Raw genomic sequence first — 25,249 nt, forward strand, 5'->3', positions numbered from 1 at the left:
AATTCGTTCAGCGGGTTGAGGCGAATACAGCGGCCAACGGTGCCGTTGACTCACGCAACACAATGCTCGGCGTCACGATACGTTGATCAACCGGCAACTGGGGTGTGGAAATCCGTCGCAGTAAAAGCTCCGCCGCCATCTCCCCCAACTGCAGGATCGACTGGCCGACCGTGGTCAGCGCCGGATAGACATAGCGGCTCATTTGAATATCATCGAAACCGATGACCGACAGTTCGGCAGGCACCCGCAGGTTGCGTTCGGCGGCTGCCCGGAGTACGCCAAAACCGATCATGTCGTTGCCGGCGAATATCGCCGTGGGTGGATCGCTCGCCAGTAACTGTGCCGCGGCGGCATAACCGCCGGTGCTGGTGAAATCACTTTCCAGCATGCGGCTTGCCGGGACCTCGATCCCCGCCTCATGCAGCGCACGGCAATAGCCGGCCAGGCGCATTTGCGCCACCCGGGTGTGAGCCGGCCCGCCGATGCACGCGATATCCCGATGCCCCAGCTCCAACAGGTGCCGGGTCGCCAGATACGCACCTTGTTCGTGATCGATGCGCACCAGATCCACGTCAATGCCATCCAGGCCCCGGTCGACGATGACCATCGGCGTGCGCACCGCTTTCAAGCCGGTGGCCAGGCCACTGTCATCGCCTCCGACCGACGTGACAATCAAGCCGTCGATACGCTTTTCCAGCAGCACCCTTAGATAACTGCGCTGTTTCTCGGCGTTGTCGTCGGAGTTGCACAGGATCACGCAGTAACCATTGCGTTCGCAGTAATCCTCGATGCCCCTGGCCAACTCCGCGAAATACGGGTTGAGGCTATTGGGCACCAGCAGGCCGATAGTGGCGGTGGTCTTGGCCTTCAAGGACCGGGCAACCGCGCTGGGCACGTAGTCCAGTTGCTTGATCGCCGCTTCGACCTTGATCCGCACGGGCTCGCTGACCGGGCGCGTCTTGTTCACCACATGGGATACCGTGGTGTAGGAAATGCCCGCAAGTGCCGCCACATCCTTGATCGTTGCCATGACTCAGGCCCGCCGGCTGGCGCGTTGACTGCGGTAGGTGTCGAGGACCACGGCGATCACGATCACGGCGCCAGTAATGATGCGCTTGGTAGGCTCGCTCGCACCAATCTGTGCCAGGCCGGCGGCCAGTACGGAAATGATCAGCACACCGAAGAAGGTACTGATGACCGAGCCACGCCCGCCCATCAGACTGGTGCCGCCAATCACTACCGCGGCGATCACTTGCAACTCCAGCCCGGAACCGGCATTCGGGTCCGCCGCTTCCAGACGGGAAATCTGGAACAACGCCGCCAGCCCCGCCAACAACCCCATCAGGCTGAAGACCAGGACTTTGTAGGGCTTGGGATTGATCCCCGCCAGGCGTACCGCTTCTTCGTTGGTGCCAATGCCGATCAGGTAACGACCGAACACGGTGCGGGTCAGTACCGCTTGGGCAACGATAATCACCAGCAAGGCAATGATGAACGACGGCGAGATGCCAAAGGCAATCGGGTTGGACAACCAGGCGAAAGAGTCACCGATGTATGCCGTGCGCGAGCCGGTCAACTGATACGCCACGCCACGCGCCATTTCCAGCACGCCCAGGGACACAATGAACGACGGAATACGCCAGGCCACGGTAATCGAGCCGGTCAACGTGCCCGCCAGCGCGGCACACCCCATGCCCAGCAACGCCGCAGGCACCACGCTCCAGCCCCAGCTCAGGATTGCCACGCTGACTGCCGACGCCGCCAGCGCCAGCACCGAGCCCACCGACAGGTCGATGCCGCCGATGATCAGGATAAAGGTCATGCCCACCGCCAGGACCATCAAATCGGGGATCTGGTTGGCGATGGTACTGAAGGTGTCATAGGACCAGAAGTGATCGCTCAGGGTCGAGAACAGCGCAATCATCGCCAGCAAGGCGCCGGCCAGGCCCAGGTATGTACCCAGTCCATAAAAGTTGCCGCCTGGCTTGGCGGTGGAAGACGTTGTTTTCATGGGGCAGTCCTAGGCGCCGCTTCGTTGAGCAGCGCATCACGTTTTTGATAGCCGGCAAACGCGGCGGCGAGCAATTCGTCCTGAGTCCAGCTGTCGCGCTCGAAGGTCTCGATCAGGCGTCCGGCCGACAGCACGCCGATGCGGTCGCAGATCAGCATCAACTCGCGCAGGTCGCTGGACACCACCACCAGCGCCTTGCCCTGACGGGTCAATTCGCCGAGCAGCCCATAGATATCAAACTTGGCCCCCACATCAATGCCGCGGGTTGGCTCATCAAACAACAGCACCGAACAGTCGCGCTCGAGCCAACGCCCGATCACCACCTTCTGTTGATTGCCACCCGACAGTTCGGACACCAGTTGCTCCGGCCCGGAGCTGCGAATGTGCATGGCATCGATCTGGCGCTGGGCCAGGGTCGTTTCGTCATGCCGATTGACGACACCGGCGCTGGAGATTTCCGGCATGTTGCCCAAGGCGATATTGGCGCTGATGGACTGGGTCAGCAGCAAGCCTTCGCCCTTGCGGTCCTCGGTAATCAGAGCGATGCCGTGGGCAACCGCATCGACCGGCGAGCGGATGCTCACCACCTGGGCCGGAGAACCGAGGGCCACCGTGCCGCTGTCGGCCGTATCCGCACCAAAGATCAGGCGCAGCAACTCGGTGCGGCCCGCGCCGATCAACCCGGAAATCCCGTAGATTTCACCGGCGCGCACCTCAAAGGAAACATCGAGGACCTTGTCCCCACGGGTCAGGCCCTTGACCGTCAATGCCGGGGCACCAAGGGTCCGCGCGCCCAGATCGATGTGCTCGCCCAACTCGCGACCTACCATCAACGTCACCAGTTGCTCGCTGTTGTAATTGGCCATGGGTTCGACACAGACCAACTGACCATCACGCAATACGGCGATGCGCTGGGCCACGCGCGCCAGTTCCTCCAGGCGATGGGAAATGTAGATGATTGCCACACCGCGGGCTTGCAGACGCGTGATTTGCTCAAACAGCATCTCGACTTCACGGGCAGTCAGCATCGCTGTCGGTTCGTCGAGGATCAGCACGTGGCAATCACCGATCAGGTTGCGTGCGATCTCGACCATTTGTTGATGACCGATACCCAGGCTACCTACCAGCGTGTCGGGGTCGATGGCATCCAGCCCCACGTGGGCCATGGCCTCGATCGCCGCCTTGCGCAGTTGCTTGCGGCTGATCCAGCCACCGTGGCTGGGCAGATTATCCAGAAACAGGTTCTCCGCCACCGTCAGGGTGGGCAGCAGATTGAGCTCCTGCATGACCATGCGGATGCCCAGTTTCTCTGCCTGAGTCCGGCTGCCGGGAGCGTAGTCCTGGCCATTGAACTGCATCTGGCCGGCGGTCGGTGTGACCAGCCCGCCGATAATCTTCGATAAGGTACTTTTACCCGCACCGTTCTCACCGGTCAGCGCCAACACTTCCCCGCGATTGAGCGTCAGGGTGATGTCAGCCAGAACCGGCTGGGCGTAGGTCTTGCCTATACCGCTGACCGAGAGGACAGCAGTCGGGGCGCAAGATGACATAGGAAAATCTCCAGGCGTCCGCTCGGGATGAGCGGACGCTGTGTTGCACAGCGGGGATTACTTCTTGAGAACGAGTTCGACCGGGGTTTCGATCACACCGTCAACAGATTCGACTTTTTCACCCTTGATCAGCTTCAGCGCATTCTGGATACCGAAGACTGCCTGCTGGGCGGCAGCCTGGTCGGCGGTCGCCAGCACACGACCGTCTTGCAGCATCGGCTTGATGGCGTCGATGTTGTCGTAGCCAACCACTTGAACCTTGCCTGCCTTGCCGGCGGCGCGAATCGCGGAAACGGCGCCTACCGCCATGTTGTCGTTGCCGGCCAGCAATGCCTTGAGATCCGGGTATTCGCTCAACATCGCGGAAGCGACCTTGTTGCCACCGTCGATTTCCCAGTTACCGGACTGGATGGAAACGATCTTCATGCCTGCCGCCTCCATCGCATCCTTGAAGCCGGCGGTACGTTGCTGGGCATTGGTGGTGGTGGACACGCCTTCAATGATGCCGACCTTGTCACCGGCGCTCAGTTGCTTGGCCAGGTACTCACCCACCAGGCGGGCGCCCTTGCGGTTATCCGGTCCGACAAAAGGAATATCCAGGGATTTGCTTTTCAACACTTGCGGATCAAGGCGGTTGTCGATGTTGACGATCTTGATCCCCTTTTTGCTGGCTTTATCCAGGGCTGATGCCAATGCCTTGGAGTCGGCGGGCGCGATGACCAGCGCATCCACCTTGGCCAGGACCATCTGGTTGACGATATCAATCTGGGCCGCGGTATCGGTTTCGTTCTTGATACCGTTGGTAATCATGTCGAAATCAGCGGCGTGGGCTTTTTGATAGTCCTTGGCACCGTCTTGCATGGTGACGAAAAACTCATTGGCGAGGGACTTCATCACCAGACCGATCTTCGGTTTGGCGGCGTCTTCGGCAAATACAGGGGAGAGAGGCAACGCAGCGGATGCGGCAACCAGCACAGCGGTAGCAAGAAGACGTCCAGCAAATGGCAGCTTCATGGGTTCACTCCGATCTTATGATTATTCTGAGCAACGCTTGCGCCGATACCTGTCTCGGCAGGCATCCCGCCGAAGCGGATGATACGCGCCTTCACGATAGCCGTTCAGCACAGGTGAAACATCTCGCAAACGTTTGCGTTAAGCAAACTATGCGAAGCTCGTCGACATTTGTCAACGAAAGAAAAGGCCTTTTTCCTCACCCGCTCTACGCCCTGCCCTACGGGCTGCTCGCCATGCCTCTAAACATCCGCTACGGATATTCGTTCTCTGCACAGACAGATCGCAGTAGGTATTTGGGAACGCGGATTCGAGAATTTTCCGTCATCGTTTTCGGACAACCGAACACCGCATGCCTCCCTGTTCGGAAACTCGGACACGCGTCGAGAAAGGCGAGATGAACCATCAATAAAAATTGTTCTAAATCAATAAGTTAAATTCATCTGACAGATAAAATCGGGCTGGTACAAATCCTGCTCTTAATCCGCACCTCGTGGCGCTCAGCGCAGCCCCAGGTGTTCTGGATGAACCTGCATAAGCATTCATCAAAACTAGAGAGAAAAATAATGAAATCCGCACTCAAGAACTTTGTCCCGGGCGCTTTAGCCCTGCTGCTGCTCTTCCCTGTCGCTGCCCAGGCAAAGGAAGTTGAATCCAAGACCAAGCTGTCCAATGTGGTTGTCCTCGCCACGGGCGGCACCATTGCCGGCGCCGGCGCCAGCGCTGCCAACAGTGCGACGTATCAGGCGGCCAAGGTCGGTATCGAGCAATTGATCGCCGGCATTCCCGAGCTCAGCCAGATCGCCAACGTGCGCGGCGAGCAAGTGATGCAAATCGCCTCCGAGAGCATCAACAACGAAAACCTGCTGCAACTGGGCCGACGTGTCGCCGAGCTGGCGGATAGCAAGGACGTCGACGGCATCGTGATCACCCACGGTACCGATACCCTGGAAGAGACCGCTTACTTCCTCAACCTGGTGGAGAAAACCGACAAGCCAATCATCGTGGTCGGCTCCATGCGTCCAGGCACCGCCATGTCGGCTGACGGCATGCTCAATCTGTACAACGCGGTTGCCGTTGCCGGTAGCAAAGAAGCTCGCGGTAAAGGCGTGTTGGTGACCATGAACGACGAAATCCAATCGGGTCGCGACGTCAGCAAGATGATCAACATCAAGACCGAAGCCTTCAAAAGCGCCTGGGGCCCACTGGGCATGGTGGTTGAAGGCAAGTCCTACTGGTTCCGCTTGCCAGCCAAGCGCCACACCATGGACTCCGAGTTCGACATCAAGACCATCAAGAGCCTGCCGGACGTGGAAATTGCCTACGGCTACGGCAACGTAAGCGATACCGCTTACAAAGCCCTGGCCAAGGCCGGCGCAAAAGCCATCATCCATGCCGGTACCGGCAATGGCTCGGTGTCTTCCAAGGTCGTGCCTGCTTTGCAGGAGCTGCGTAAGGAAGGCGTACAGATCATCCGCTCCTCCCATGTCAATGCCGGTGGTTTCGTTCTGCGTAACGCCGAACAGCCTGACGACAAATATGACTGGGTTGTCGCCCATGACCTGAACCCACAGAAAGCCCGCATCCTGGCCATGGTCGCCCTGACCAAGACCCAAGACAGCAAAGAACTGCAACGGATGTTCTGGGAGTATTGATCCCGGCCCGACCTGGTTTTTATAGCCAGGCCATCCCGCTCGCGACCTACCGCGAGCGGGTCAACATTTCCCCGCCTCGCCTCCCCTCGTAAAAAATCCTTAAAAAACAGTGCATAGCTGCATAAAATCAGATATTTCACTGTCATAGGGTGCTTCTTCAGTTTTAAGCAGTTGCGAATTTTCCCACAGTTAAATACTGTATGTTCGTACAGCTTAATAAGGAACACTCCGTGGCAAAGCCGTCCCCCGCAGCAGCGACACCTCCTGATGCCTACGAACGCCTGGCGATCCGTGTGCAAAAAATCATCAACTCGACCAACGCTCAAAAAGCCAAGGCGGCGCTGATCTTTCGTTTGCCGGACGAACCGGTGGATGAGTGGGAGCGACTGCTGGAAGAAATTGCAGAAAACGACAACGTCACCCTCGCCTATCGCGATGACGGCGGCGTGCAAATTTTCTGGGTTGTGCCGAAGGAAGATTGATTCAATGAGTGTCCGTTTTACTGCGCTGTTCTGTGTGTTTTTTGCTGTCACCGCCCAAGCCCAAGCCCCCCGCACTTTCAGTGAAGCCAAGAAAATTGCCTGGAAGCTCTACGCCCCTCAGTCCACGGAGTTCTATTGCGGCTGTAAATACACGGGCAACCGAGTCAACCTGAAAGCCTGCGGCTACATTCCGCGCAAGAATGCCAAAAGAGCGGCCCGCATCGAATGGGAGCACATCGTTCCTGCCTGGCATATCGGCCATCAACGCCAATGCTGGCAAACCGGCGGACGCAAGAATTGCACCCGTACCGATAGCGTCTACAAGCGCGCCGAGGCTGACCTGCACAATCTGGTACCGAGCATCGGCGAGGTCAATGGTGACCGTAGCAATTTCAGTTTTGGCTGGTTGCCGACGCAGACCGGACAATACGGTTCCTGCCTGACGCAAGTGGATTTCAAGGCCAGGAAAGTCATGCCCAGGCCCTCGATTCGCGGCATGATTGCCCGGACGTACTTCTACATGAGCAAACAGTACGGGTTGCGCTTATCGAAACAGGATCGCCGACTCTATGACGCCTGGAACAAGACCTACCCGGTCCAACCCTGGGAACGCCAGCGTAATCAAACCGTGGCGTGTGTGATGGGCCGCGGCAACGACTTCGTCGGCCCGGTGAACCTGAACGCCTGCGGTTAAACATGAGCGGGGGCTAACAGATCCCGCTCGCCATCGCCTTATCGAATGGTCTTGTGTTCAATCACCAGCGATTCGGCATCGGTTTTCTTCTTTTTCGCCAGTCTTTCGGTCAATTGCGCCTGCCGGGCCTCGGCCTCGGCCTTGCTGGCGAAGGGCCCCAATAACACCAGGTCCTTGCCATCCTCCTTGGCCAGATAGAAATTGAAGCCGTTTTCCAGCAGCCACGCGGTCAGGTCCGTGAACGCCTGCAACTTGTTGTCGGGCGAGCGTACCAGGACATCCCACTGCGGGGCGGCAGTCGCTGATTCCTGGGCCTGAACCCTGGCTGCTTCAGCCTTGTCCCTGGGGGTATCGAGATTGGGCCCCTCGCCACAACCGGCCAATGCCAACACTGCAATCGCCATCGCTACTTTACGCACTGCCCTGCCCCTTTAGGATCAAAGAGGCAACTTTATCATTCACTGTCTATTCTGGCCGTCATAAACCTTGGCTTAAACATTGCGAAGGATGTTTGCCAGACCTGTATGATGGCGCCATGGGAATTAATGCGGCCTCTACGCGTCCTAGAAAGAGGCAGCCACAGGGAAGCGCTTCACAGTAAGCTGTACATAACCGACGTCCGCCCTGTCTGAAACATGCGTCCTTTAAAGCAATCAAGGAGAAGTCCATGCTGATACTCACCCGCAAAGTCGGTGAAAGCATAAATATCGGTGATGACATTACGATCACCATTCTGGGCGTTAGCGGCCAGCAAGTAAGAATCGGCATCAATGCACCCAAGAACGTTGCCGTGCATCGGGAAGAGATCTACCAGCGTATTCAAGCCGGCCTGACTGCACCGGACAAACGCGAAACACCTTGATGCCTCTCAGTAGCCAGCCCTTTCGTTTACTGTAACGGCTGGCGAAAGCCCCCTTGGCCCGTGCGCTGCGCCCCCCTCTTCTGTCCACGCCCGGCCCGCTACCCCAGCACCACACCTCGTGCCATGCCGCTCGCCGCAATGACCATCAGCAGCACCAGCAACGCCTGCACATGACTGATCACGGCAAAACGCCCCACCCCCGCCATATCCACATTGATGCCCCGTCCCAATGCAATCCGCCATTTGATCAGCCGAATCATGGGCGCGACTTCCAGCAGCAGGATAAGGATTAACACCCCCATCTTCAGATGGAACAGCGGCTGGTGCAGATAGTAGTCGGTGCCTTTCTCATAGCCCGCAAACGCTCGTATGCCCCCTGTCAGCAACAGTCCCAGCGCGCTGAGCGCCCAGATATTGTCGGCCATCAATACCCGTCGCACCTGCGTCGGATCAGCCTTATCGAGCCCTCGAAACGCCTTGCCGCGCGCCAATACCGCAGTAAAAGCCATGGCGAAAGCCAGCAAATGAACAGCCGCAAGAAACCAGTGCATCACCATGACGCGCATCCCCTGACAGTGATAACAGGCTGGACAGCCCCAAATGCTCTCAGTATTGACCCGAAGTTGCCACAGCGCCTGCACCCAGACGGAACTTGCTGGGCGTTTGACGGCCGAATGTCGTGAAAATGTAATAAAACCTTACGGTGCATGGGGAATGCGTTGATGGGGCGGCCCAGTAAACAGCCTTACTTCTCCAAAGCGTGGATGATCGCCTTGGTGATCGGTCTCGTCTTCGTGGCGATCGGGTATGGCGTCAGATTCGTAATGGACGACAGCAGCAAAACGGACGTCCAGTCGTGGCTGGATCTAGCGCTGTTTCTCTGCGGCTACCTGCTTTTTTTCTGTCTCAAGCCCATTCAAGCGGCGATCCATCGAAAATTGCGTCGACGCGCGTTTCGCAATGCTCGCCAGAAGACCTCATCCTGATGAATACCGCCGAAACGCCATCTTCATCATGGAAGGCGGGTCGACCGAATGCCAGGGCGGCCTCGGCCGCCCATGACAGCTAGCGGCGCAGCAAACGCAAGTAACCCGCATCGTCAGCCTGCGCGTGCACGCCCTCATAGCTATCAATCATTGAGTGTTCTGTGCGCATCGGCACCAGATGCGCCGATGTCACCACTATCACATCAGCGCCCGACGCAACACCTGCGCGGATCCCCACCGGCGCATCCTCGAATACCAGGCACTCTTCCATCGACACCCCCAATCGCTGCGCACCCAGCAAGTAACACGCCGGGTCCGGCTTGCCCCTGGCGACATCTTCGGCCGTTACCATTACCGCTGGCGGGGCGATACCCGCCGCCAGCAAACGGCGTTGGGCCAGAGCGCTGGGAGCGGAGGTGACCACCGCCCAGCGGTTGGCGGGCAAGCTGTTCAGAAATGCGACCGCTCCCGGGATCGCAACCACGCCTTCGACATCAGCGATCTCGGCCTCGGTAATGCCACGCGCCTCGGCCTGCGCATCGACCCCAGGCAACGCCTGGCGAGTGATGGTATCAATGGCCCGGGCGCCATGAATCGTGGTCAGGAATGCCTCGACGTCCAGCCCGTGCCGTTCGGCCCAGGCGGCCCAGACACGCTCCGCGGCGGCGATGGAGTTGAGAATGGTGCCGTCCATGTCGAACAAAAAGGCACGGTATCGATGATCGAATACGCTTGAATCGTTGGCGGACACTGCTGGATTTCCCCTTGCTATCGTCACCCGGTCTTGGGTCCTGACGAACACACACCCTTGCAATCTACGGATCGATCCGAGGCTTGTAAACGCACACGGGCAATCCGCGTCTAGCTGACCTGCCCACCCGTTTCCACGACATCCACCTGCGTACGCCAGGCCGCCATCACCGCGACTCGCAACCCTTCAACCAGCGTCGCCAATGCCATTGACGGCAGCTCCGGCGCACCCTGCTCGACTTGCTCGGGCAGCCAGGGAACATGAATAAATCCACTGCGCACTCCGGTTCCGGCAAGTGCGTGCTGCAAACTGTAAAACACCTGATTGCACACGAAGGTCCCCGCCGTTTGCGAGACTGACGCTGCAATCCCCGCCTCGCGCAGCGCCTTGACCATGGCCTTGACCGGCAAGGTGCTGAAGTACGCCGCAGGGCCACCTGGCACCACCGGTGTGTCGATAGGTCGCTCACCGAGGTTGTCCGCAATTCGCGCATCATTGAGATTGATCGCGACCCGCTCGATGGAAATATCACGGCGCCCCGGCCCCAGCCCGGTGGCAATCACCAGCTGTGGGGCATGCTCGACCAGCAATTGGTTCAGGCAAGCGCCAGCAGTTGCGAAGGCACAGGGCAATTGGCGAGCGACGATGCGTATCCCGCCGTCCAGTTGCACACCGTCAAGCAGGCGCACCGCCTCCCAGGACGGGTTGACCCGGTCTTGGTCAAACGGTTCGAAACCGGTCAGCAGCACAGTACGCATCACGACCTCACATCAACAGGTAAAGAAGGACGATATTGACCAGCAACATCATCAACGCCGTCGGCATCTGCGCCTTGATCACCGCGTTCTTGTCGGGCAACTCGAGCAACGCGGCGGGCACGATATTGAAGTTTGCCGCCATCGGCGTCATCAGCGTACCGCAGTATCCCGAGAACATACCGATCGCCGCCATCACCGCCGGATTGCCACCGTAGACCCCCACCAGCACCGGCACCCCGACACCGCCGGTCATGACCGGAAACGCGGCAAAGCCGTTGCCCATGATCACCGTGAACAGTGCCATGCCCAAGACGTACACCATTACCGCCATCAATTTGAAATCCAGATTGATGTAGGTGGTGGTGACGTGGGCCACGGCAGTACCGACCCCCGCTTCGTTGAACAGCAACCCGAGCATCGCCAGCATCTGCGGCAGCACCATCGCCCAGCCAAGCGCTTCCGTCAGCCGCCGGGATTCGCGTAACGCCTGTACCGGCGTGTCACGGGTCAGCCAGCAAGCCAGCGCCAAGGCGATCAGACAGCCCAGGCCCAGCGATACAAACGTGGTGTTCTTCGGATCCAGCAGCGGCACGCCTCCAATCTCGGTGTGCTTGAGCAGCACCGAACCAATCACCGTGGTCAGCGGGATGGCCAGCGCCGGAATGAACAGCTTGTGCCCCAGCCGACCGACGCTGGCCCGGGACGCCTTGTCGTGCAGCTCGGTGTGAGAGCCACGCCCCACGCCGCCGAGGCCGGCAATCACGGCCATCAGCACCACGCCCACGCCGATGACGACCGAAGGCAAACGCTCTCCCACCAGGAACGGCATGGCGAACAGCAGCCAGAACACTGCGCTGGACCACCGTTTGGGATGCGTGCGATCCGCCAGGATCATACCGGCGGTGATCAGCAACAGCACACCGGCCAGCCAATACAAGTATTGAATGGAAATGATCATTGCGCGACCTCCACCTTCTGCAGGGCAACCGGCTCGGCATCCATCAGCTCGCGCGTCAGCCTTCGATCAAAGCGGTGCAGACGTATGGCGTGGACGATAAAGGCGCATATCGCCGTAGGAATGCCCCAGACGGCAATATGCAACGGCTCGACATCAATCCCCGAACCCAGCAGGAACGTATGCATCAACGCAATCGCGCCAAAGGCAACAAAGATATCCTCACCAAAAAACAGACCGACGTTATCGGTGGCTGCGCACATGGCCAGAACCTTGTGCCGCACCTTGTCCGGCAGCTTTCCGAAACGTTTCTCCGCGGCGCCTTCGGCCATCGGTGCCAGCAGCGGACGCACCATCTGCGGATGCCCGCCAAGACTGGTCAACCCCATCGCCGCCGTGGATTCGCGAACAAACAGATAGATGATCAACAGGCGTCCAACCGTGGCCCGCTCGAAACGGGCAATCCAGTTCTGCGCATGCAATCGCAGGCCATGACGCTCCAGCAGCCCGATGACCGCAAGCGGCAACAACAGGATCAGTTGCAAAGCGCGGGTCTGCAGAAAACCGTCGCCCATGCTGGCGAGAATTTTTTCCAGGGGGAAGCTGGCGGCCAACCCGGTGGCAATCGCCGCCGCAGTCACTACCAGTAACGGATTGAAGCGCAACACAAAGCCGACCACGATGACGAGCACGCCCATCAGCGGCCAAAGGTTCACAACAGTTTGCATGGCGTTGAGTCCTTGATTGCGTGCCGCAAAGCCAGAATGCGCAGGGCGATTGGCGTGCAGGCCGACACGGATTTTTATTATTGACCTGGAAGGTCCGGAGTCAGTGGCGGGCATCTTTGCTGCTGGAAGCGGGAGGTGTCCAACAAGAAAAATTGTTGCTGCAAACCAATAAAGTTTGTCGGGGGAAAGACCATTGCGTGCAGGTCTTTTGAGGCAGACAGGGCAGGATTCGACAAAACGCGCGCAACAAAAAAGGGCTCACCTTTCGGTGAGCCCTTCCAGACCGCCCAGCAGAGCGGATTTTGTTTGGTAGGCGCGATTGGACTCGAACCAACGACCCCCACCATGTCAAGGTGACACTTTGTGAGCGTCAAGCTTTTGATTCATAAGGAAAAACCACCGATACCGCCACCCCCAGAACAACTCATTACCACCTATAAGAATCAATAACTTAGCGTTGTATATTCCTACAGTAGTCTTCCTCTCCCGGCGTCCTGCCGACCGAACACAATCCCTTCAAACAGACAGAGTGCTACGTTGTTTACTCCACGGAGGAACACCGATGCCCCACTCAGATCTACTCCCTTCCCTGTTATCCAAGATCAACGAAAACCAACTCGCCCTTGAAGCCGCCATCATGGAGCTGACCAACTGGGTCGAGCAGCATGGTGGTGCCGAGATCGGCGGCAATGTGCGTGGAGCCCTGAACACCCTAGACAATAACGAAGAGTTCATCAAACTGGCACTGGCCGTCCTTATGGCGCCGGAATGACAAACGAAGGCAGCTGCTACTTACACGCCACAGACCACAGCTGATCCAGTTTGGTGGTATAGCTCTGGCTCATCATTTCCCGCCGCATACCCCAGTCCGGATTGGTAGGCACGCTCGCCGATCGGAGCGTTCCCCTTCCCCATCGCCCGTTGATCTGATCCAGCACCGTCATCACCCTGGTTGCTTCCGCAGGTTGGGACACGGCGAACAAGTCGTCGGTGTATTCGCCTGGCTGACAAAGGCTTAGCAGCATTACCTCTGCCTTGCTGTATTTGAAGCCTGGCCGGTAGATATGGTCGACCGCATCAACCGCAGCCTTTGTCAGTAGGCGCACGTCGTCAGTCGGAAACGGCAGATCGACCACCACCCCGTTCGCATACTTGGCCTCTTCCGGGTTAAACATGCCGGTACGGATACAGACACGGACCTTCTTGCACAGCGAACCCTGGGCTCGGAGCTTTTCAGAAGCCCGCATCATGTAGGTGGCCAACGCTTCCTTGATCGGCGGCAGCTCGGTCAGGCGTTTACCAAACATCCGGCTGCAGCAGATCTCCTGCTTCGGCGGGTCGGGTTCATCCAGCTCCAGGCATGAGGTCCCGGCCAGCTCGCGGGCCGTCTTCTCGATCACGACGCTGAACTTCTTGCGCAGCGTCCAAGGATCGGCCTTCGCCAGGTCCATGGCGGACTTGATGCCCAGAGCCTCGAGGTGAAGCTTCATCTTTCGACCGACGCCCCATACTTCCGACACATCGGTGTTTCGCAATACCCAGTCGCGCTTCACCGGGTCGGTGATGTTCACTACCCCGCCGGTCTGAGCCTGCAGGCGCTTCGCGGTATGGTTGGCCAACTTGGCCAGAGTCTTTGTGGTGGCAATGCCCACGCCAACAGGAATGCCCGTACCGCGCAGCACCTGGGCGCGCATCTGCCGCCCCAGAGCATCCAAACCATCAATGCCAGTCAGGTCCGCGAACGCCTCATCAATGCTATAGATCTCGACCTTGGGGACCATAGACTCGATCAACGTCATCACGCGCTCGCTCATATCGCCATATAGCGCATAGTTCGACGAGAACGGCACGATGCCGTGCTGCTTGAGCTTGTGCTTGATCTGAAAATACGGCTCGCCCATTTTGATAAAGGGCTTGGCATCGTAGCTACGGGCAATGACACAGCCGTCATTGTTGCTCAGCACCACGATAGGCACCTTGGCCAGGTCCGGCCGGAATACACGCTCGCAGCTTGCGTAGAAGCTGTTGCAATCGATCAGAGCAAACACTGGGTCTGTCTTAGACATGGCTGCGCACGGTGCTGGTGATGACGCCCCAGATCGACAGCTCATCGCCCTCCAGGATGTACCTTGCCGGGTACTTCGGGTTTTCCGACAAGAGGATTACTTCTTTTCCGCGCTTACACAGCCGCTTGCATATGGGATCGTTGTTCAGCAAAGCCACCACGACGTGCCCGTGAGCCGGCTCAATCGACCGATCCACCACCGCCAGGTCACCTTCAAAAATGCCCGCCCCCTGCATGCTCTCGCCCGTTATGGCGATCAGATAGACGTGCGGAGCCCTGATATTCAAGACTTCATCCAATGAGATGTGCTGCTCGATGTGGTCAGCGGCAGGAGATGGAAACCCAGCCGGCACCCGGAACGAGCAGAAAGGCAGCTTCGTGCCGCCTTCGGATATCAGACCTAAAATGGTAAAGCTCATGGCGCAGCCTTTTACAGATACTGTACGAATGTACAGTTAACTTTGCAGCCGGCTTGCGGTCAATTTTTCTGTAGGGGATTTCGACAGACGGAGAGGTGCCTATGTGCGGGAGGATTTCGCAGTACAGCGATATTCGAGAGTATGTTGCCACGATTGGCATGATCGGCACGCTGGTGAACTCCGTGGGCGAGGAACCGCTTGAACGCTATAACGTGGCACCGACCACGCAGGTCGCCCTGCTCCACCTCCAAGATGACACGCTGCACGCCGACCTCGTGCGGTGGGGCTGGCGACCGCACTGGGCCAAGGACAGAGCGGCGCCGATCAACGCTCGCGTGGAGAAAGTGGCCCACGGCCCATTCTTCCGGGCAATCTGGCCGCACCGGGCAATCATCCCCGCGAACAACTGGTTTGAGTGGGTGGATGAAGGTGGGCCGAAGAAACAACCCTATCTGATCCGACGTCGTGATGGTGCGCCGGCACTGTGCGCGGCTATAGGTCAACTACCAAACGCTGATGAAGGCTCGGGAGAGCATGACGGCTTCGTAATCATCACCGCCAACAGCGCCGGCGGCATGGTAGATATTCACGACAGACGGCCCGTGGTGCTGACGCCAGAACTTGCCCGCGAGTGGCTGGACCCCGCCACCCCCAAAGAGCGTGCAGAGCAAATGGTGTTGCACCAGGGCGAGCCGAGCGAAACCTTTGAGTGGTTCAGGGTCGACACCGCCGTGGGCAATGTGAGAAACAAAGACGCTAGTTTGATTCTGCCCGCGCCCTAGAATAGTCCGCCCAGTGCTGCCGGCTCCCAATTCATAATCACCAGTTCCCCGCTAACCTCGGCTTTACCCTGGCGCTGATTCGTTGTGCTGTATCGGATGTCGACGGTTTCAAAGTGGAACCCATCAAACACACGCCGAATGTCGGGATGATCATTGATGCTGACCATCACCTTGCCTTTACAACGTCGCATGAAATCGGCCATTCGTTCGTAGTTTTCAAACGCGAAGTCCACGCCATAACCGGCCGTCTGCCAGTAAGGCGGATCCATGTAATGAAATGTATGAGCCCGATCGTAGCGCTCAGCGCAATCCAACCAGGACAAATTTTCCACATAGGTGCCAGACAACCGCTGCCATGCTGCTGATAGGTTTTCCTCGATCCGCAGCAGATTGATGGCCGGGCCAGTGGTGGCGGTGCCAAACGTCTGTCCGGTGACCTTGCCTGCAAAGGCATGGTGCTGCAGGTAAAAGAACCGAGCAGCGCGCTGGATGTCGGTCAGCGCTTCAGGGCGAGTCATCTTCTGCCATTCGAACACCTGACGAGAGCTGAGGGCCCATTTGAACTGGCGCACGAACTCTTCCAGGTGGTTCTGCACCACACGATACAACGTCACCAGGTCGCCATTGATATCGTTTAGGACTTCAACCGGCGCTGCCTGTGGCCGCATGAAATACAGAGCCGCTCCGCCAGCAAAGACTTCAACATAGCATTCATGGGGCGGGAATAGCGGGATGAGCCGGTCGGCCAGACGACGTTTGCCGCCCATCCATGGAACGATTGGGTTTGTCATTTTTGCAATCCTTTGCAAGGTAAGTGTGGGGTGGTGTTAATTTTCTCGACCGCGAATGTAGGTCAGCGCGCGATAGCTCTGACGTACGCCTGGCACGCCCGCAGCGCGATCAGTCCCCGGTCACCGGCATCGGTGATGGCGATAATTCTTTGAGCATGCGCTGGGTCAAGTTGGGCTCTTGTTCTTCCATGAACCACGCTGCCGCTGCCGGAGGTGGCAGGCACTGTGCTGCAACCGGCTGAATCCTCGGCAAGGAGGACTGACAGCCGGACATCAGCAGTGGCAAGGCGATCGCGCAGGCGAGCTTGATTGCGTTGGGCATCGGAGAGTTCTCGGTGGTGTTGTTGGTCCTGGCCGGCGAGCTGCTGCTCCAGGGTTAGACGCTTGTCCTGCTCGTTGCGGACCTGGGCGGCGGCGGCTTTGCTGATCGCGGCCAGGTCGTCCTTGTACAGTCCGGCCTGCTCGGCGAGCTTCTTGCCCATGCGCCAGTCCTGAACCTGCCAGGTGATGCCGGCGGCGCTGACCACCAACATCGCGACCAGCAGCACCAGGCCGGCCAGCTTCTGCACAGGGGTCATCACGGCACATCCTTGAAGAAGACGTGGTGCCCGAGGCGCAGCGTCTGCTTGGCTTTCGCCGCCCAGGCCGGCGGCTTGGGCATGGTGGTCGCGTAATAGTGGGTCGCCCCACCGGTTGGATCCGGTACCGCCCCCGACATCACCTGGTCAGCTGCACGCTGGGCCCGGGCAAACTGCGCGGCCGGGATCGGCTTGGCGCCGCTGAGGTACGCATAGTTCGGGTCGTTCTGGTTCCAGCAGCTGAACTGCCAGGCCTTGAGGCACACGCCGGCGTAGCCCTCCCCCCACCAAGATTTGGCCTTGCCATCGAACACACGATTGCGGATCGTCCAGGCGACGGCGATCTGGCCTTCAAAACCCTCGCCCCTGCTTTCTCCCCACAGCGTGCGCGCGAGAATGTCCCGGTCTTTTTCGGTAGCGGTCATGCTTTTCTCCAGGAAAAAATAAACCCGCTCGATGGCGGGTGTCCTTACTCAGTCGCAGATCAGTCGCCGGATGGCTCGACCACCGGCAGCGGGAAGCGCTCTTTGATGGCTGCAACCGATGCGAGCCACGCCGTGTAGTCAGGCTCCCGGCCTTGACTCAGGGCGTCGTAGTCAGCTTCCAGGCGAAGCGGGTCAGACTCGGACAGGTAAGCCGCCCGCCGCGAAGCTAAAACAGCATCAAGGGCCGCTTTGCCCTGCTCTGCTTGCAACTGAACTGCCGTTTTCATCTTGGTGAAATCAATGTTCATTGAGGAAGACTCACGTTGCCGTCAGGCGGACTGACGATATCAAAAGGAAAGTTGGCCGCTTCAGAAGCATCCGGACCGCAAGGCAACCACAAGGTGATGATCAGCTCACCATTGACCCGCATAACGTCACCAGTAACAAATTCACAATCCACCGCAGATGCGGGCAGCACGGCACCTTCTGGTAGTTCTCGGAAGTCAAAGCGCTCCCCGTTAATGGTGAGCACGTCGCTACGCTTGCTGATCACGAGCGCATCATCCCTGCGCTGCGGAGACAACTTGATAATCATTAGAACCACCTCCCGATGCATGTCACCTGGCACTGTGTAATCGTCTGTGCCGTCGGACCATTTTTATAAGTTGCGAAGGCTTGGCCATTCTGACCGTACGTTGTAGAAAACCCGAATGTGTCGAAGGATGTAGATGGCACCCCCGAGGCGTAGACGGTATAACTTCCAACAAAAGTTGCTGGCAGGTTGACGGAGTTTGGCAGCACTTGGTTGGCCGCTAGAGTAATGGTGCCTATCAGCGAGCGTGTGAACATCTGTCCACCAGCATACTTATAGAAGTCACCATTAGCGTTTGAGCCCGACTCCATAAGAGCGCCTGTCGGCACGCCAGATGACTGGGAAACCGTACCCAAAATGGCAGCAACTGCCGCAGCCCCGAGTCCAAGACCTTGGCGGGCCGTTGCCTGGCTTGTGCCACCGGTACCGCCCTTGCTGACTGGGACAATGTTCTCCGTTGATACCGTACCGAGCCCGGCGAGCGTCGCCCCCCACTGCTGAATGATCCCGCCCGCCGTAATAGCCAGATCGCGCTGGTAGCCCTGCACTGGCATCAACGCATAGTTCGCGTTCGATACAGTGGCACTGCGATACGCCGGACTGATCGAAAGCGTCGAAGCGCTGGGGACGTTGGTCACCTCGTACCATTGACCGTCCGGGCCGATGAACGCATCACCCACCAGAGAGTTCGCGGCGAAGTCGGTACCGACTCCTGTGACGCTGGTCTGTCCGGCAACAACGTTTACTTTTCCTGTTTTGTACCAGGGCATATTTATCTCCAGGCAAAAAAATACCCGCACTCGGCGGGTTCGATGATTGGTAAAGGCTATGCTTGGATCTTGGCGAAGACGGCAGGCAGGTATATCGTTGTTTGATTCGTGATGCCAATGGTGATGGCCCACAGTCGATTGCCGGGGAAGTCCCACCAGCAATACAAGCCAACTTCTCGATTTGAACCGCCGGCCATATCCATACCAAAGTTGTTTATCAGCATGTAATCCCCGGACGAGAAGTCGAACGGCACACTGAAATAGACCATCGTCTGACCTTGGGAATCGCTTCCTGATGTTACGTAGGACCACGTTTGAAAAGCTTTAGTAAAAACGGCGCAAGGCGTACCAGTGTCATATATCACCTTCTCCGTCTCATCGAATAACCTTGCGCCCCATTCCGCGACCTCGCTAGCCTGGAAGGCTGCAGCGAAATATGAACCTCTTGGTTGAGCAGACAGTGCGTCGTACGCTCTCACATAAAACCCGGTCCAATTTCCAGGCGATCCCAGCACTCGCATCAAACACAAGCCAGCAACAGCGCTCACTGTGTCGGGCTTTACGAACACTAAAGGTGGCTCCTGCGACGTAATCGCACGTTCAAAAGTGGTCGTTGATCCAAGCCCTGACTCTTGAGTCGGGATGAAGCGACCGCGAGATAACATTGAAAGCCGTGCAAACTCAGAGTCCACCGTCACAACATCATCATTATTTATGAACTCAAACCCCCAAGTCATTAACGATACCTCATCACGATTAAACGCTGCGTCCCGTAGCCGAACAATCCGTTGTAAGCAGTTCTGTGCCCGCGCCACACCCTCACGCTTCCATTCAATATTTCGGGCTCAAATTGAATGTCCCGACCAGTGCCATTTGTGTAAGCCGCTACCGGCACTACAACTGCGATGCAGTTGCTCGGGTCGCAGCCAGGAACTGCGAAACTTTTTGAGGGCCCGGGCTCTGTCGATCCGAAAGTAACGAGAACAGAGAGCACGGTCCTCATCGTGAACGACGATGGACCGATTTCCTGCACGCTGTTTTCATCCCATGTGCCAAACCCGAACTCATCCATCTTTATTTAAGTTCCCGAATTTGCCTCGACGTTTTTCATTACCATCGAACGTCGCTAGGCCTGTGCTGTTGAGCAAGATAGATCCGTCTTCATCTTCGCCTCGGAATACAAGCTTCCCTTGAGGAACGTTGATTTCCAGCAACGGACGCCCCTTAGAGTCAACCGCCGGGGAACGCAGAACCATGCCTAGAATAATTTCCTGAATAAACGCCTTGCTGATGATTGCCTGATTGAGGACAACCTGATTGCCTTGCACCACAAACATCGGGACAAGCTGGCCGCTGACCTCGTCCACGACGGCAAAGCGCTGAGCAAAGATCAAGAACTCCGCCTGCTCGCCGTCAGAGCCAAAGGCAAAGCCAGAAGTAACTCTTTTACCTCCAACAATGGTTTGAGCCTTTAGTGTCACCATCGAAGAAACGCGGCCGTCTACGTTTACAAGGGTTTCGCTCACCTGTTGAATCGATGCGCTGTTCTTACCGATGCTCGACTGCAGTGTTTCCGTAGTTTTAGCCTGAGCCTCGAATGCTGTAGCGGTAGCCCTTCGCTCTAGGACAATTGTCGCGGTGCTTTCCCATGCTTTGATGACCCCGGCCAGATCGCCAGCGCCGTCATCGCTACGCACCGATGCACGCAACGACTCATTACTTGAGGCCTGTGCGGTGACCTTGCCATCCAGATCGCTCACCTTTGTGTCGAGCTGAGTAAGCGCCTGCCCCTGCCCTGTGATGCTTTCGCCCTGGCCCTGAATCGTGTCCCCCTGCGCATCGACCTTGTCAGAAACTGCTGTGAGTTGGCTTTTGAGCTGGTTTGCCTGAGTAGCGGCCGTCTCCCGATTGGTGGCGACCACTTGCTCAAGGACGGTGAGGCCTGACTTATTCGCGCCGACCTGCGCGTTCATCGTCAGTAACTGCTGCGCCATGGATTCGTTTTCTGTAGCCCTGGTGCGCCTCTCAAGTGCCAAGTCAGCAGTCGACTGCCAGCCTTTAAGGGCGGTAGCCAGATCGCCGGAGCCGTCATCTTCACGCGCAGCGGAGCGCAACGCTTCAATCGATGATGCCGTAGCCACCACCCTGCCGTTGATTTCCTCAATCTTGGTTTCGATCAATTGAACCTGAGAAGCCAGCGCGTTCGCAGTTTCCAGAATGGTGCCGATATCGGCCCAGTAGGTGGCGTTTGGCGGGCTAGAATTCACCGGGACCGGACCTTTGGCCTGATACAGGTTCTGGTCCACGCGAACGATATTGCCCTTCACGTAGGTCTTGGTCGGCTCATAAACCAGCGCATCAGTGACCTGATCAATCAGATCTTCCAGCTCCTGCTTGGCTTGCTCCAGGCGTTCGTTTACGGACCCAGGGCCATCGCCAGTGATCAGCTCGATCTCTTCTCGCAGGCTCTGGTACAGCGCGCCCTTGCCAATTTTGTCGGCGAAGTATTTGTCGTACTGCGTCTGGTCCGAGCTGGCCCGGCCATTCACAGCGCCCGTTACCGGGAAGAACGGCCCGACGTTGCCGGTGCGATCCACCAGGCGCGCCCAGAAATACAGGCTCGCCCCCGCCAGCAGGCTGTGCATCTCGTGCTTGGCTTGCGGATAGCTAAAGTCACTCAGCTTCACCGCGGTACTCAGCACCGCCGATTGGCTGTACCAAATCTCCGTGCGTTGCGTGTCAGCAGCACCTGGTGGGAATCCCCACTGAATGCCGATGCCGTAGACCAAGCTGGTGGTGGTCAGGAACGACACCGCCGGCGGAAGGCCGACTTTGCCGGCGAGCACAACCTCCGGACTGGCGCCCCAGATCGACGCCACGTCCATGGCATTAACCGAACTCACGCGAGCAACGTATCGACCGCTGTAAATACCCTCCACTTCCGCACCGAGACTTCCGGTGCGCGGCAGGCGGATCCAGTTGCCACTATCCTTGCGCCACTCCACGTTGTAAGCCACGGCCCCGGGCACCGCGTCCCAGGTGATACGCATACTGGTAACCGCGATCCCTTGCGATACCACGCTGCGTGTAGTCAGGCCGATATTTGCCGGAGGCGACATTACGCCCGGCGGAATTACGCTGGTAGGCTGTGGATCAATCCGCGCGCCTGTGTCGATTGCCTGATACTTCAAGGGCTCATGCTGGGTCGCGGCAATTTTGAACTGGTGCAGGCCCAGGGGTTCGATGGTCTGCACGCGGAAGCGCATTACAGCAAGATCCGCGCTTTCCACGGACCAGCTGCACTCCGCCTCTGGCAACTCCGAATAGTCCGCCATCACGGTGATCAGGCGGCCCGATACCGACTTAACGATACGGCCCTCTGATTTGCCGCTTGGCAGGTTCAGGATCAGACGGTCCTCTTCATGCACCTCGGCGTCGATATCGAGAGTGATCACCCGCTTGGTGGCCGCACTGATACGCCCGCCGTTCGGACGGCCTGAAAACATTTCGTCAGCCACACAGATGATCTGGCCAGGCTCCACGTTCTGGCCTTCCATGCCCGCGGTAAAACTGACCGACCACTCTTCGTACTGTTCGGACTTGAGCGCCCAGATACCGTGCCGGATCGCCTCGCCCTCGACGGTGCACCCGAAGCGCGAGATATCAAGCATTCGGTGGCCGAGCGCGCCAATCAGCTCATCGTTGGTTACAGGTGCCGGCTGGGTCTTGAATTCATTCTCCGGGTTGTCCCAGGCCACCTTGGCGCGCGTATGGCGATCAGGGTATGCCGCCGCGACATACTCAAACTCACCGATGATGTTGGAGCGCGTGAAGACGTAACCGTCCTCATTGCCCGGGATGTCGGCCACCATAGTGACCTTCGATCCGTTCCAGCAGCTGCTGCCGCGGAACACGCTGGCCAAGTCAGAAAGGAGCGCGTAGCCCTCAATCGAGTCTTGGATATAGACGTTGGTGGTCATGCGTGGCTGCATGCCGCCTTTGCCGTCAGGCACCATCACATCGCAATAGCGACCGATCTCGTAGAGTGTCCAGTGGTCGACCATGTCGGCCGTGATGCGGCGCCCCAGACCATAGCGGCGATGCAGCAGCAGGTCGCGCCATACCCACACCGGGTTGTTGGTGTAGGCCAGCTTGAACGTACCATTCCAGTCGCCGGTGTAAGTGCGTGATGCAGCGTCGTAGTTGGTGGGAACCTGAACGATCCGCCCGCGCATCAGGAAGCTCGCCTTTGGCGTGTCCTGGAATTGCTTCGCGTCGAACTGAAGGCCGCCCAGCGCCAAGTTCGGATAGCGCAGCTTCTTGTCGATGACCTCGGTCAGCCCCTTGATCCGCATCAGGTCCGCGAAGTTGGAGTCGTTGCGGTTCGGGGTGAGCCGACGAACGCGTACAAGCGCACTGGTGAAACCTTCCGGCAGGTCGATCCGGTGAGTTCGCTCGTATTCCGTTGTGCCCTTGTCATTCAGCGTCGCCGAAACAACGGTCTGATAACTGCCGCCGTCGACCGAAAGATCGATGGCGTAGTCAATGCGATAACCGATCTGGTCGCCATTGGTCTTGACCTGCCAGATCTGCGGCCATGACAGTCGGATCCGCACGGCCGACAGTTGTTGGTCGGTAATCGCGCGCGTCCAGGCATTGTCCGACTTCAACTCAACCGGCAGCCCCTGCGAGGCCTCATTCTCGATCGCCGGAAAACCCGCGATATGTTCCTGGTCCACGGTGCCAGGGCGAAAGTCCCAAATAGTACCCGGAAAGTTCTCGCTACCATCCGGCGAAATCAGCGGTGTCCCGTTGAGCTTTACCGACTTTTTGTCGTTCACCAGACCAACGATCGGCCCCTCGCTCAGCGCGTAAAGTAGCTTGACCGTAGCGACAGAAAGCGCGGTGTCCGGCGCTTTGTATGGGGTGTACGGCTTTTGCTCCCCACCCTTGGCTCCTGAAACGCGGGTAGCAGGAGGCCGGCGCCGGCGCTTTGCAGCGCGCGCTGTTGCGGTCTTCGACATGGTTTTTCCTTACTGCTGGTCTTCCGAGAAGATGCCGGCGGAGATGAGGGCGCCGCCGATCTCGCGTTCGCCGTAGAGCAATGGTTTGCAGCGGCCCTGCGCCATAGTTGTGACGGCGCCGCCGAAGGCATATGAAGGCCGGTTGCCGTCGCCCTCCTTGTCCAGCACGCCCATCGGCGAGGGTGACATGCTCATGGCGATACCACCGATCATCAGGCCAGCACCTGCGGCCACCAGGTAGTACTGCTGGGTGACCGCGCCGATTACTACAAGGGCCAGGCCTGCAATCGTGGCGAACAATCCGCCCCCCTTGCTACCGATCACAATCGGGGCAATGCGGATGGGATCGACGCTGTCCTGGCGCATTTCAATTTCGCTTTCGCCGAGGTTCTGTTTGCCGCGAAACACCGCATATTCCAGGCCGCGCTCCTCCGAGAATCTGAGAAACCGCTTGAAGCCGGGGATTTTCACGCACAAGGCGTGGACAGCCTCAGCACAGGAGGCAACCGCCAGGTGATGCACCCGCCCGAATCTGGCACCCAGTACGCCGTAAAGCATCACCAGCACCACCAAAGGCTGCGGGCGAACTGTTGTTTTCATGGCCATCAGTCAACCTCCGGCACTCGTTGGTGCCGAAGAATCAGCACGGTGTAATCAGCCCACATGCCTCCGTAGACATCGCGGGTGGATTTCTTGTTGTAGCGGTGATGCAGGAAGGTGCCCGGGGCTGGGTGCAGATCCGGCGCGCTGGTCAGCAGGCCATCATCCAGATAGATGCCAGCGTGATTCGGGGCATCGGCATTGATTTGCATGACAATCATGTCGCCCTTGCGTGGCACGGACACCGGATAGAAACCGGCCTCTTCGTAATATTTCTCGTACAGGCTTTCACCCTCGTTCCACCAGCCATCCCGGCGCGGGTAGTTCGGCAACTCGATGCCATGCTCGCGCTCGTAGTAGTCGCGACACAGGGCGTAGCAGTCCAGTAGGCCATGCCCAAACTCACGCCCAACCAACGGCGCCTGGTAGCCGCAAGGTTTGAATTCGAAGTACTCGCCCGACGGCCAGCTGACAATGCCCCAGGGCTTTTCGTGAAGCTCGCAACTGACCCGATCTGCCATGCTCGGCACGGGCGGTGCGTCCGGATGGCTGTGAATGATCATTGTCACGTCGCCACGATCCTCGGCATCGCACTTGTCGCCGGGGTTGATGATGAAGTGCTCGCTTGGGGTTTTGGCGTCGTTGCGGCAAGGGATGTACTTCAAGCGCCCCGCCTCGCGAATCACCACGCCACAGCTTTCCTTAGGAAACTCGGCGGCAGCATGGGCTTGAATCTGTTTCAGCATCGTCTTGTTCATGG

Annotated in this window: 29 protein-coding genes and 1 tRNA gene; 7 read left to right on the forward strand and 23 right to left on the reverse strand. The window is 58.3% G+C overall.

Going from position 1 to position 25,249, the window contains the following annotated elements:
* Positions 1 to 7: 7 nt before the first annotated feature.
* The 4 genes from AC6CIA_RS11775 to AC6CIA_RS11790 are packed head-to-tail and all read right to left on the reverse strand — an operon-like array spanning position 8 to position 4,575.
* Positions 8 to 1,030: a LacI family DNA-binding transcriptional regulator gene (locus AC6CIA_RS11775; protein WP_084377425.1), complete on the reverse strand. Its 1,023-nt coding sequence runs from the start codon at positions 1,028 to 1,030 to the stop codon at positions 8 to 10.
* Between the two features lie 3 nt (positions 1,031 to 1,033).
* Positions 1,034 to 2,011, reverse strand: coding sequence for an ABC transporter permease (locus tag AC6CIA_RS11780; RefSeq protein WP_498312137.1), 978 nt, complete (start codon positions 2,009 to 2,011; stop codon positions 1,034 to 1,036).
* Positions 2,008 to 3,561, reverse strand: a complete 1,554-nt coding sequence (locus AC6CIA_RS11785) for a sugar ABC transporter ATP-binding protein (RefSeq protein WP_498312138.1) — start codon at positions 3,559 to 3,561, stop codon at positions 2,008 to 2,010. Before AC6CIA_RS11785 ends, AC6CIA_RS11780 begins: the two co-directional genes overlap by 4 nt.
* A 57-nt stretch (positions 3,562 to 3,618) precedes the next feature.
* A complete protein-coding gene (locus tag AC6CIA_RS11790) occupies positions 3,619 to 4,575 on the reverse strand; it encodes a sugar ABC transporter substrate-binding protein (RefSeq protein WP_498312140.1) in 957 nt (318 codons plus the stop codon).
* 563 nt (positions 4,576 to 5,138) lie between these two features.
* On the opposite strand from AC6CIA_RS11790, the gene AC6CIA_RS11795 reads away from it, so the two are divergent.
* The 3 genes from AC6CIA_RS11795 (at position 5,139) to AC6CIA_RS11805 (ending at position 7,403) form a co-directional block, all read left to right on the forward strand.
* Complete coding sequence (locus AC6CIA_RS11795) at positions 5,139 to 6,227, forward strand: asparaginase (protein ID WP_339532388.1); 1,089 nt, start codon at positions 5,139 to 5,141, stop codon at positions 6,225 to 6,227.
* 230 nt (positions 6,228 to 6,457) lie between these two features.
* Entirely contained in the window at positions 6,458 to 6,709 is a 252-nt protein-coding gene (locus tag AC6CIA_RS11800) for a DUF1654 domain-containing protein (RefSeq protein WP_498312142.1), read from the forward strand.
* Between the two features lie 4 nt (positions 6,710 to 6,713).
* Positions 6,714 to 7,403: an endonuclease gene (locus AC6CIA_RS11805; RefSeq protein ID WP_498312144.1), complete on the forward strand. Its 690-nt coding sequence runs from the start codon at positions 6,714 to 6,716 to the stop codon at positions 7,401 to 7,403.
* Between the two features lie 38 nt (positions 7,404 to 7,441).
* Here the strand turns inward: AC6CIA_RS11805 and AC6CIA_RS11810 are convergent, their stop codons facing one another.
* Entirely contained in the window at positions 7,442 to 7,822 is a 381-nt protein-coding gene (locus AC6CIA_RS11810) for an SPOR domain-containing protein (protein ID WP_498312146.1), read from the reverse strand.
* 248 nt (positions 7,823 to 8,070) lie between these two features.
* Between AC6CIA_RS11810 and csrA the strand changes: the two genes are divergently transcribed.
* Complete coding sequence (gene csrA, locus AC6CIA_RS11815; protein WP_060838422.1) at positions 8,071 to 8,265, forward strand: carbon storage regulator CsrA; 195 nt, start codon at positions 8,071 to 8,073, stop codon at positions 8,263 to 8,265.
* A gap of 98 nt (positions 8,266 to 8,363) precedes the next feature.
* Here the strand turns inward: csrA and AC6CIA_RS11820 are convergent, their stop codons facing one another.
* Positions 8,364 to 8,822, reverse strand: a complete 459-nt coding sequence (locus AC6CIA_RS11820) for a DUF2214 family protein (protein WP_498312224.1) — start codon at positions 8,820 to 8,822, stop codon at positions 8,364 to 8,366.
* Between the two features lie 165 nt (positions 8,823 to 8,987).
* Here AC6CIA_RS11820 and AC6CIA_RS11825 point away from each other — a divergent pair, with 165 nt between their 5' ends.
* The gene (locus AC6CIA_RS11825) at positions 8,988 to 9,251 is read left to right on the forward strand and encodes a hypothetical protein (RefSeq protein ID WP_498312148.1); all 264 of its coding nucleotides are present in this window, start codon (positions 8,988 to 8,990) and stop codon (positions 9,249 to 9,251) included.
* A 79-nt stretch (positions 9,252 to 9,330) separates the two neighbouring features.
* Here the strand turns inward: AC6CIA_RS11825 and AC6CIA_RS11830 are convergent, their stop codons facing one another.
* From AC6CIA_RS11830 to AC6CIA_RS11850, 5 genes are all read right to left on the reverse strand, one after another.
* Positions 9,331 to 10,002, reverse strand: a complete 672-nt coding sequence (locus AC6CIA_RS11830; protein ID WP_498312150.1) for an HAD family hydrolase — start codon at positions 10,000 to 10,002, stop codon at positions 9,331 to 9,333.
* Positions 10,003 to 10,112: 110 nt separating this feature from the next.
* Positions 10,113 to 10,760, reverse strand: coding sequence for a pyroglutamyl-peptidase I (gene pcp / locus AC6CIA_RS11835; RefSeq protein WP_498312152.1), 648 nt, complete (start codon positions 10,758 to 10,760; stop codon positions 10,113 to 10,115).
* Positions 10,761 to 10,767: 7 nt separating this feature from the next.
* Positions 10,768 to 11,718 carry a DUF979 domain-containing protein gene (locus tag AC6CIA_RS11840; protein WP_498312154.1) on the reverse strand — a complete coding sequence of 317 codons (951 nt, stop codon included), beginning with the start codon at positions 11,716 to 11,718 and terminating at the stop codon, positions 10,768 to 10,770.
* Complete coding sequence (locus tag AC6CIA_RS11845) at positions 11,715 to 12,443, reverse strand: DUF969 domain-containing protein (protein ID WP_339532379.1); 729 nt, start codon at positions 12,441 to 12,443, stop codon at positions 11,715 to 11,717. The genes AC6CIA_RS11840 and AC6CIA_RS11845 overlap by 4 nt, the downstream gene beginning before the upstream one ends.
* Before the next feature lie 307 nt (positions 12,444 to 12,750).
* Positions 12,751 to 12,858, reverse strand: a tRNA-Val gene (locus AC6CIA_RS11850).
* A gap of 147 nt (positions 12,859 to 13,005) precedes the next feature.
* Between AC6CIA_RS11850 and AC6CIA_RS11855 the strand changes: the two genes are divergently transcribed.
* Entirely contained in the window at positions 13,006 to 13,215 is a 210-nt protein-coding gene (locus tag AC6CIA_RS11855) for a hypothetical protein (protein WP_498312156.1), read from the forward strand.
* Positions 13,216 to 13,231: 16 nt separating this feature from the next.
* Here the strand turns inward: AC6CIA_RS11855 and umuC are convergent, their stop codons facing one another.
* Positions 13,232 to 14,509, reverse strand: coding sequence for a translesion error-prone DNA polymerase V subunit UmuC (gene umuC, locus AC6CIA_RS11860; protein ID WP_498312158.1), 1,278 nt, complete (start codon positions 14,507 to 14,509; stop codon positions 13,232 to 13,234).
* Positions 14,502 to 14,927 carry a LexA family protein gene (locus AC6CIA_RS11865; RefSeq protein WP_498312160.1) on the reverse strand — a complete coding sequence of 142 codons (426 nt, stop codon included), beginning with the start codon at positions 14,925 to 14,927 and terminating at the stop codon, positions 14,502 to 14,504. The genes umuC and AC6CIA_RS11865 overlap by 8 nt, the downstream gene beginning before the upstream one ends.
* Positions 14,928 to 15,028: 101 nt before the next feature.
* On the opposite strand from AC6CIA_RS11865, the gene AC6CIA_RS11870 reads away from it, so the two are divergent.
* A complete protein-coding gene (locus AC6CIA_RS11870; RefSeq protein WP_498312162.1) occupies positions 15,029 to 15,709 on the forward strand; it encodes an SOS response-associated peptidase in 681 nt (226 codons plus the stop codon).
* Here AC6CIA_RS11870 and AC6CIA_RS11875 read toward each other — a convergent pair.
* The 10 genes from AC6CIA_RS11875 to AC6CIA_RS11920 form a co-directional block, all read right to left on the reverse strand.
* A complete protein-coding gene (locus tag AC6CIA_RS11875; protein ID WP_498312164.1) occupies positions 15,706 to 16,500 on the reverse strand; it encodes a DNA adenine methylase in 795 nt (264 codons plus the stop codon). The two genes, AC6CIA_RS11870 and AC6CIA_RS11875, sit on opposite strands and share 4 nt — an antisense overlap.
* Before the next feature lie 62 nt (positions 16,501 to 16,562).
* The gene (locus AC6CIA_RS11880) at positions 16,563 to 17,078 is read right to left on the reverse strand and encodes a lysis system spanin subunit (RefSeq protein WP_498312166.1); all 516 of its coding nucleotides are present in this window, start codon (positions 17,076 to 17,078) and stop codon (positions 16,563 to 16,565) included.
* On the reverse strand, positions 17,078 to 17,503 hold the full coding sequence (locus AC6CIA_RS11885) for a cell wall hydrolase (RefSeq protein ID WP_498312168.1): 426 nt from the start codon (positions 17,501 to 17,503) through the stop codon (positions 17,078 to 17,080). The genes AC6CIA_RS11880 and AC6CIA_RS11885 overlap by 1 nt, the downstream gene beginning before the upstream one ends.
* A 59-nt stretch (positions 17,504 to 17,562) precedes the next feature.
* A complete protein-coding gene (locus AC6CIA_RS11890) occupies positions 17,563 to 17,811 on the reverse strand; it encodes a hypothetical protein (RefSeq protein WP_498312170.1) in 249 nt (82 codons plus the stop codon).
* Positions 17,808 to 18,098, reverse strand: coding sequence for a hypothetical protein (locus AC6CIA_RS11895; protein ID WP_498312172.1), 291 nt, complete (start codon positions 18,096 to 18,098; stop codon positions 17,808 to 17,810). Before AC6CIA_RS11895 ends, AC6CIA_RS11890 begins: the two co-directional genes overlap by 4 nt.
* Complete coding sequence (locus AC6CIA_RS11900; protein WP_498312174.1) at positions 18,098 to 18,865, reverse strand: phage tail protein; 768 nt, start codon at positions 18,863 to 18,865, stop codon at positions 18,098 to 18,100. Before AC6CIA_RS11900 ends, AC6CIA_RS11895 begins: the two co-directional genes overlap by 1 nt.
* Positions 18,866 to 18,921: 56 nt before the next feature.
* Positions 18,922 to 19,602, reverse strand: a complete 681-nt coding sequence (locus tag AC6CIA_RS11905) for a hypothetical protein (protein ID WP_498312176.1) — start codon at positions 19,600 to 19,602, stop codon at positions 18,922 to 18,924.
* Between the two features lie 327 nt (positions 19,603 to 19,929).
* A complete protein-coding gene (gene gpJ / locus AC6CIA_RS11910; RefSeq protein ID WP_498312177.1) occupies positions 19,930 to 23,889 on the reverse strand; it encodes a TipJ family phage tail tip protein in 3,960 nt (1,319 codons plus the stop codon).
* Between the two features lie 9 nt (positions 23,890 to 23,898).
* Entirely contained in the window at positions 23,899 to 24,495 is a 597-nt protein-coding gene (locus tag AC6CIA_RS11915) for a tail assembly protein (RefSeq protein ID WP_498312179.1), read from the reverse strand.
* Positions 24,495 to 25,247 (reverse strand): C40 family peptidase, encoded by a 753-nt coding sequence (locus tag AC6CIA_RS11920; RefSeq protein WP_498312181.1) that lies wholly within the window; start codon positions 25,245 to 25,247, stop codon positions 24,495 to 24,497. Before AC6CIA_RS11920 ends, AC6CIA_RS11915 begins: the two co-directional genes overlap by 1 nt.
* Positions 25,248 to 25,249 lie beyond the last annotated feature (2 nt).

The organism is Pseudomonas sp. GQ91 (assembly GCF_059758795.1).

Excerpts from the sequence above, each read along its gene's own strand:
- AC6CIA_RS11775 (WP_084377425.1), bottom strand. The coding sequence starts at position 1,030 with ATGGCAACGATCAAGGATGTGGCGGCACTTGCGGGCATTTCCTACACC.
- AC6CIA_RS11780 (WP_498312137.1), bottom strand. The coding sequence starts at position 2,011 with ATGAAAACAACGTCTTCCACCGCCAAGCCAGGCGGCAACTTTTATGGA.
- AC6CIA_RS11785 (WP_498312138.1), bottom strand. The coding sequence starts at position 3,561 with ATGTCATCTTGCGCCCCGACTGCTGTCCTCTCGGTCAGCGGTATAGGC.
- AC6CIA_RS11790 (WP_498312140.1), bottom strand. The coding sequence starts at position 4,575 with ATGAAGCTGCCATTTGCTGGACGTCTTCTTGCTACCGCTGTGCTGGTT.
- AC6CIA_RS11795 (WP_339532388.1), top strand. The coding sequence starts at position 5,139 with ATGAAATCCGCACTCAAGAACTTTGTCCCGGGCGCTTTAGCCCTGCTG.
- AC6CIA_RS11805 (WP_498312144.1), top strand. The coding sequence starts at position 6,714 with ATGAGTGTCCGTTTTACTGCGCTGTTCTGTGTGTTTTTTGCTGTCACC.
- csrA (WP_060838422.1), top strand. The coding sequence starts at position 8,071 with ATGCTGATACTCACCCGCAAAGTCGGTGAAAGCATAAATATCGGTGAT.
- AC6CIA_RS11820 (WP_498312224.1), bottom strand. The coding sequence starts at position 8,822 with ATGGTGATGCACTGGTTTCTTGCGGCTGTTCATTTGCTGGCTTTCGCC.
- AC6CIA_RS11825 (WP_498312148.1), top strand. The coding sequence starts at position 8,988 with ATGGGGCGGCCCAGTAAACAGCCTTACTTCTCCAAAGCGTGGATGATC.
- pcp (WP_498312152.1), bottom strand. The coding sequence starts at position 10,760 with ATGCGTACTGTGCTGCTGACCGGTTTCGAACCGTTTGACCAAGACCGG.
- AC6CIA_RS11840 (WP_498312154.1), bottom strand. The coding sequence starts at position 11,718 with ATGATCATTTCCATTCAATACTTGTATTGGCTGGCCGGTGTGCTGTTG.
- AC6CIA_RS11845 (WP_339532379.1), bottom strand. The coding sequence starts at position 12,443 with ATGCAAACTGTTGTGAACCTTTGGCCGCTGATGGGCGTGCTCGTCATC.
- AC6CIA_RS11855 (WP_498312156.1), top strand. The coding sequence starts at position 13,006 with ATGCCCCACTCAGATCTACTCCCTTCCCTGTTATCCAAGATCAACGAA.
- umuC (WP_498312158.1), bottom strand. The coding sequence starts at position 14,509 with ATGTCTAAGACAGACCCAGTGTTTGCTCTGATCGATTGCAACAGCTTC.
- AC6CIA_RS11865 (WP_498312160.1), bottom strand. The coding sequence starts at position 14,927 with ATGAGCTTTACCATTTTAGGTCTGATATCCGAAGGCGGCACGAAGCTG.
- AC6CIA_RS11870 (WP_498312162.1), top strand. The coding sequence starts at position 15,029 with ATGTGCGGGAGGATTTCGCAGTACAGCGATATTCGAGAGTATGTTGCC.
- AC6CIA_RS11875 (WP_498312164.1), bottom strand. The coding sequence starts at position 16,500 with ATGACAAACCCAATCGTTCCATGGATGGGCGGCAAACGTCGTCTGGCC.
- AC6CIA_RS11880 (WP_498312166.1), bottom strand. The coding sequence starts at position 17,078 with ATGACCCCTGTGCAGAAGCTGGCCGGCCTGGTGCTGCTGGTCGCGATG.
- AC6CIA_RS11885 (WP_498312168.1), bottom strand. The coding sequence starts at position 17,503 with ATGACCGCTACCGAAAAAGACCGGGACATTCTCGCGCGCACGCTGTGG.
- AC6CIA_RS11890 (WP_498312170.1), bottom strand. The coding sequence starts at position 17,811 with ATGAACATTGATTTCACCAAGATGAAAACGGCAGTTCAGTTGCAAGCA.
- AC6CIA_RS11895 (WP_498312172.1), bottom strand. The coding sequence starts at position 18,098 with ATGATTATCAAGTTGTCTCCGCAGCGCAGGGATGATGCGCTCGTGATC.
- AC6CIA_RS11900 (WP_498312174.1), bottom strand. The coding sequence starts at position 18,865 with ATGCCCTGGTACAAAACAGGAAAAGTAAACGTTGTTGCCGGACAGACC.
- AC6CIA_RS11905 (WP_498312176.1), bottom strand. The coding sequence starts at position 19,602 with ATGACTTGGGGGTTTGAGTTCATAAATAATGATGATGTTGTGACGGTG.
- gpJ (WP_498312177.1), bottom strand. The coding sequence starts at position 23,889 with ATGTCGAAGACCGCAACAGCGCGCGCTGCAAAGCGCCGGCGCCGGCCT.
- AC6CIA_RS11915 (WP_498312179.1), bottom strand. The coding sequence starts at position 24,495 with ATGGCCATGAAAACAACAGTTCGCCCGCAGCCTTTGGTGGTGCTGGTG.
- AC6CIA_RS11920 (WP_498312181.1), bottom strand. The coding sequence starts at position 25,247 with ATGAACAAGACGATGCTGAAACAGATTCAAGCCCATGCTGCCGCCGAG.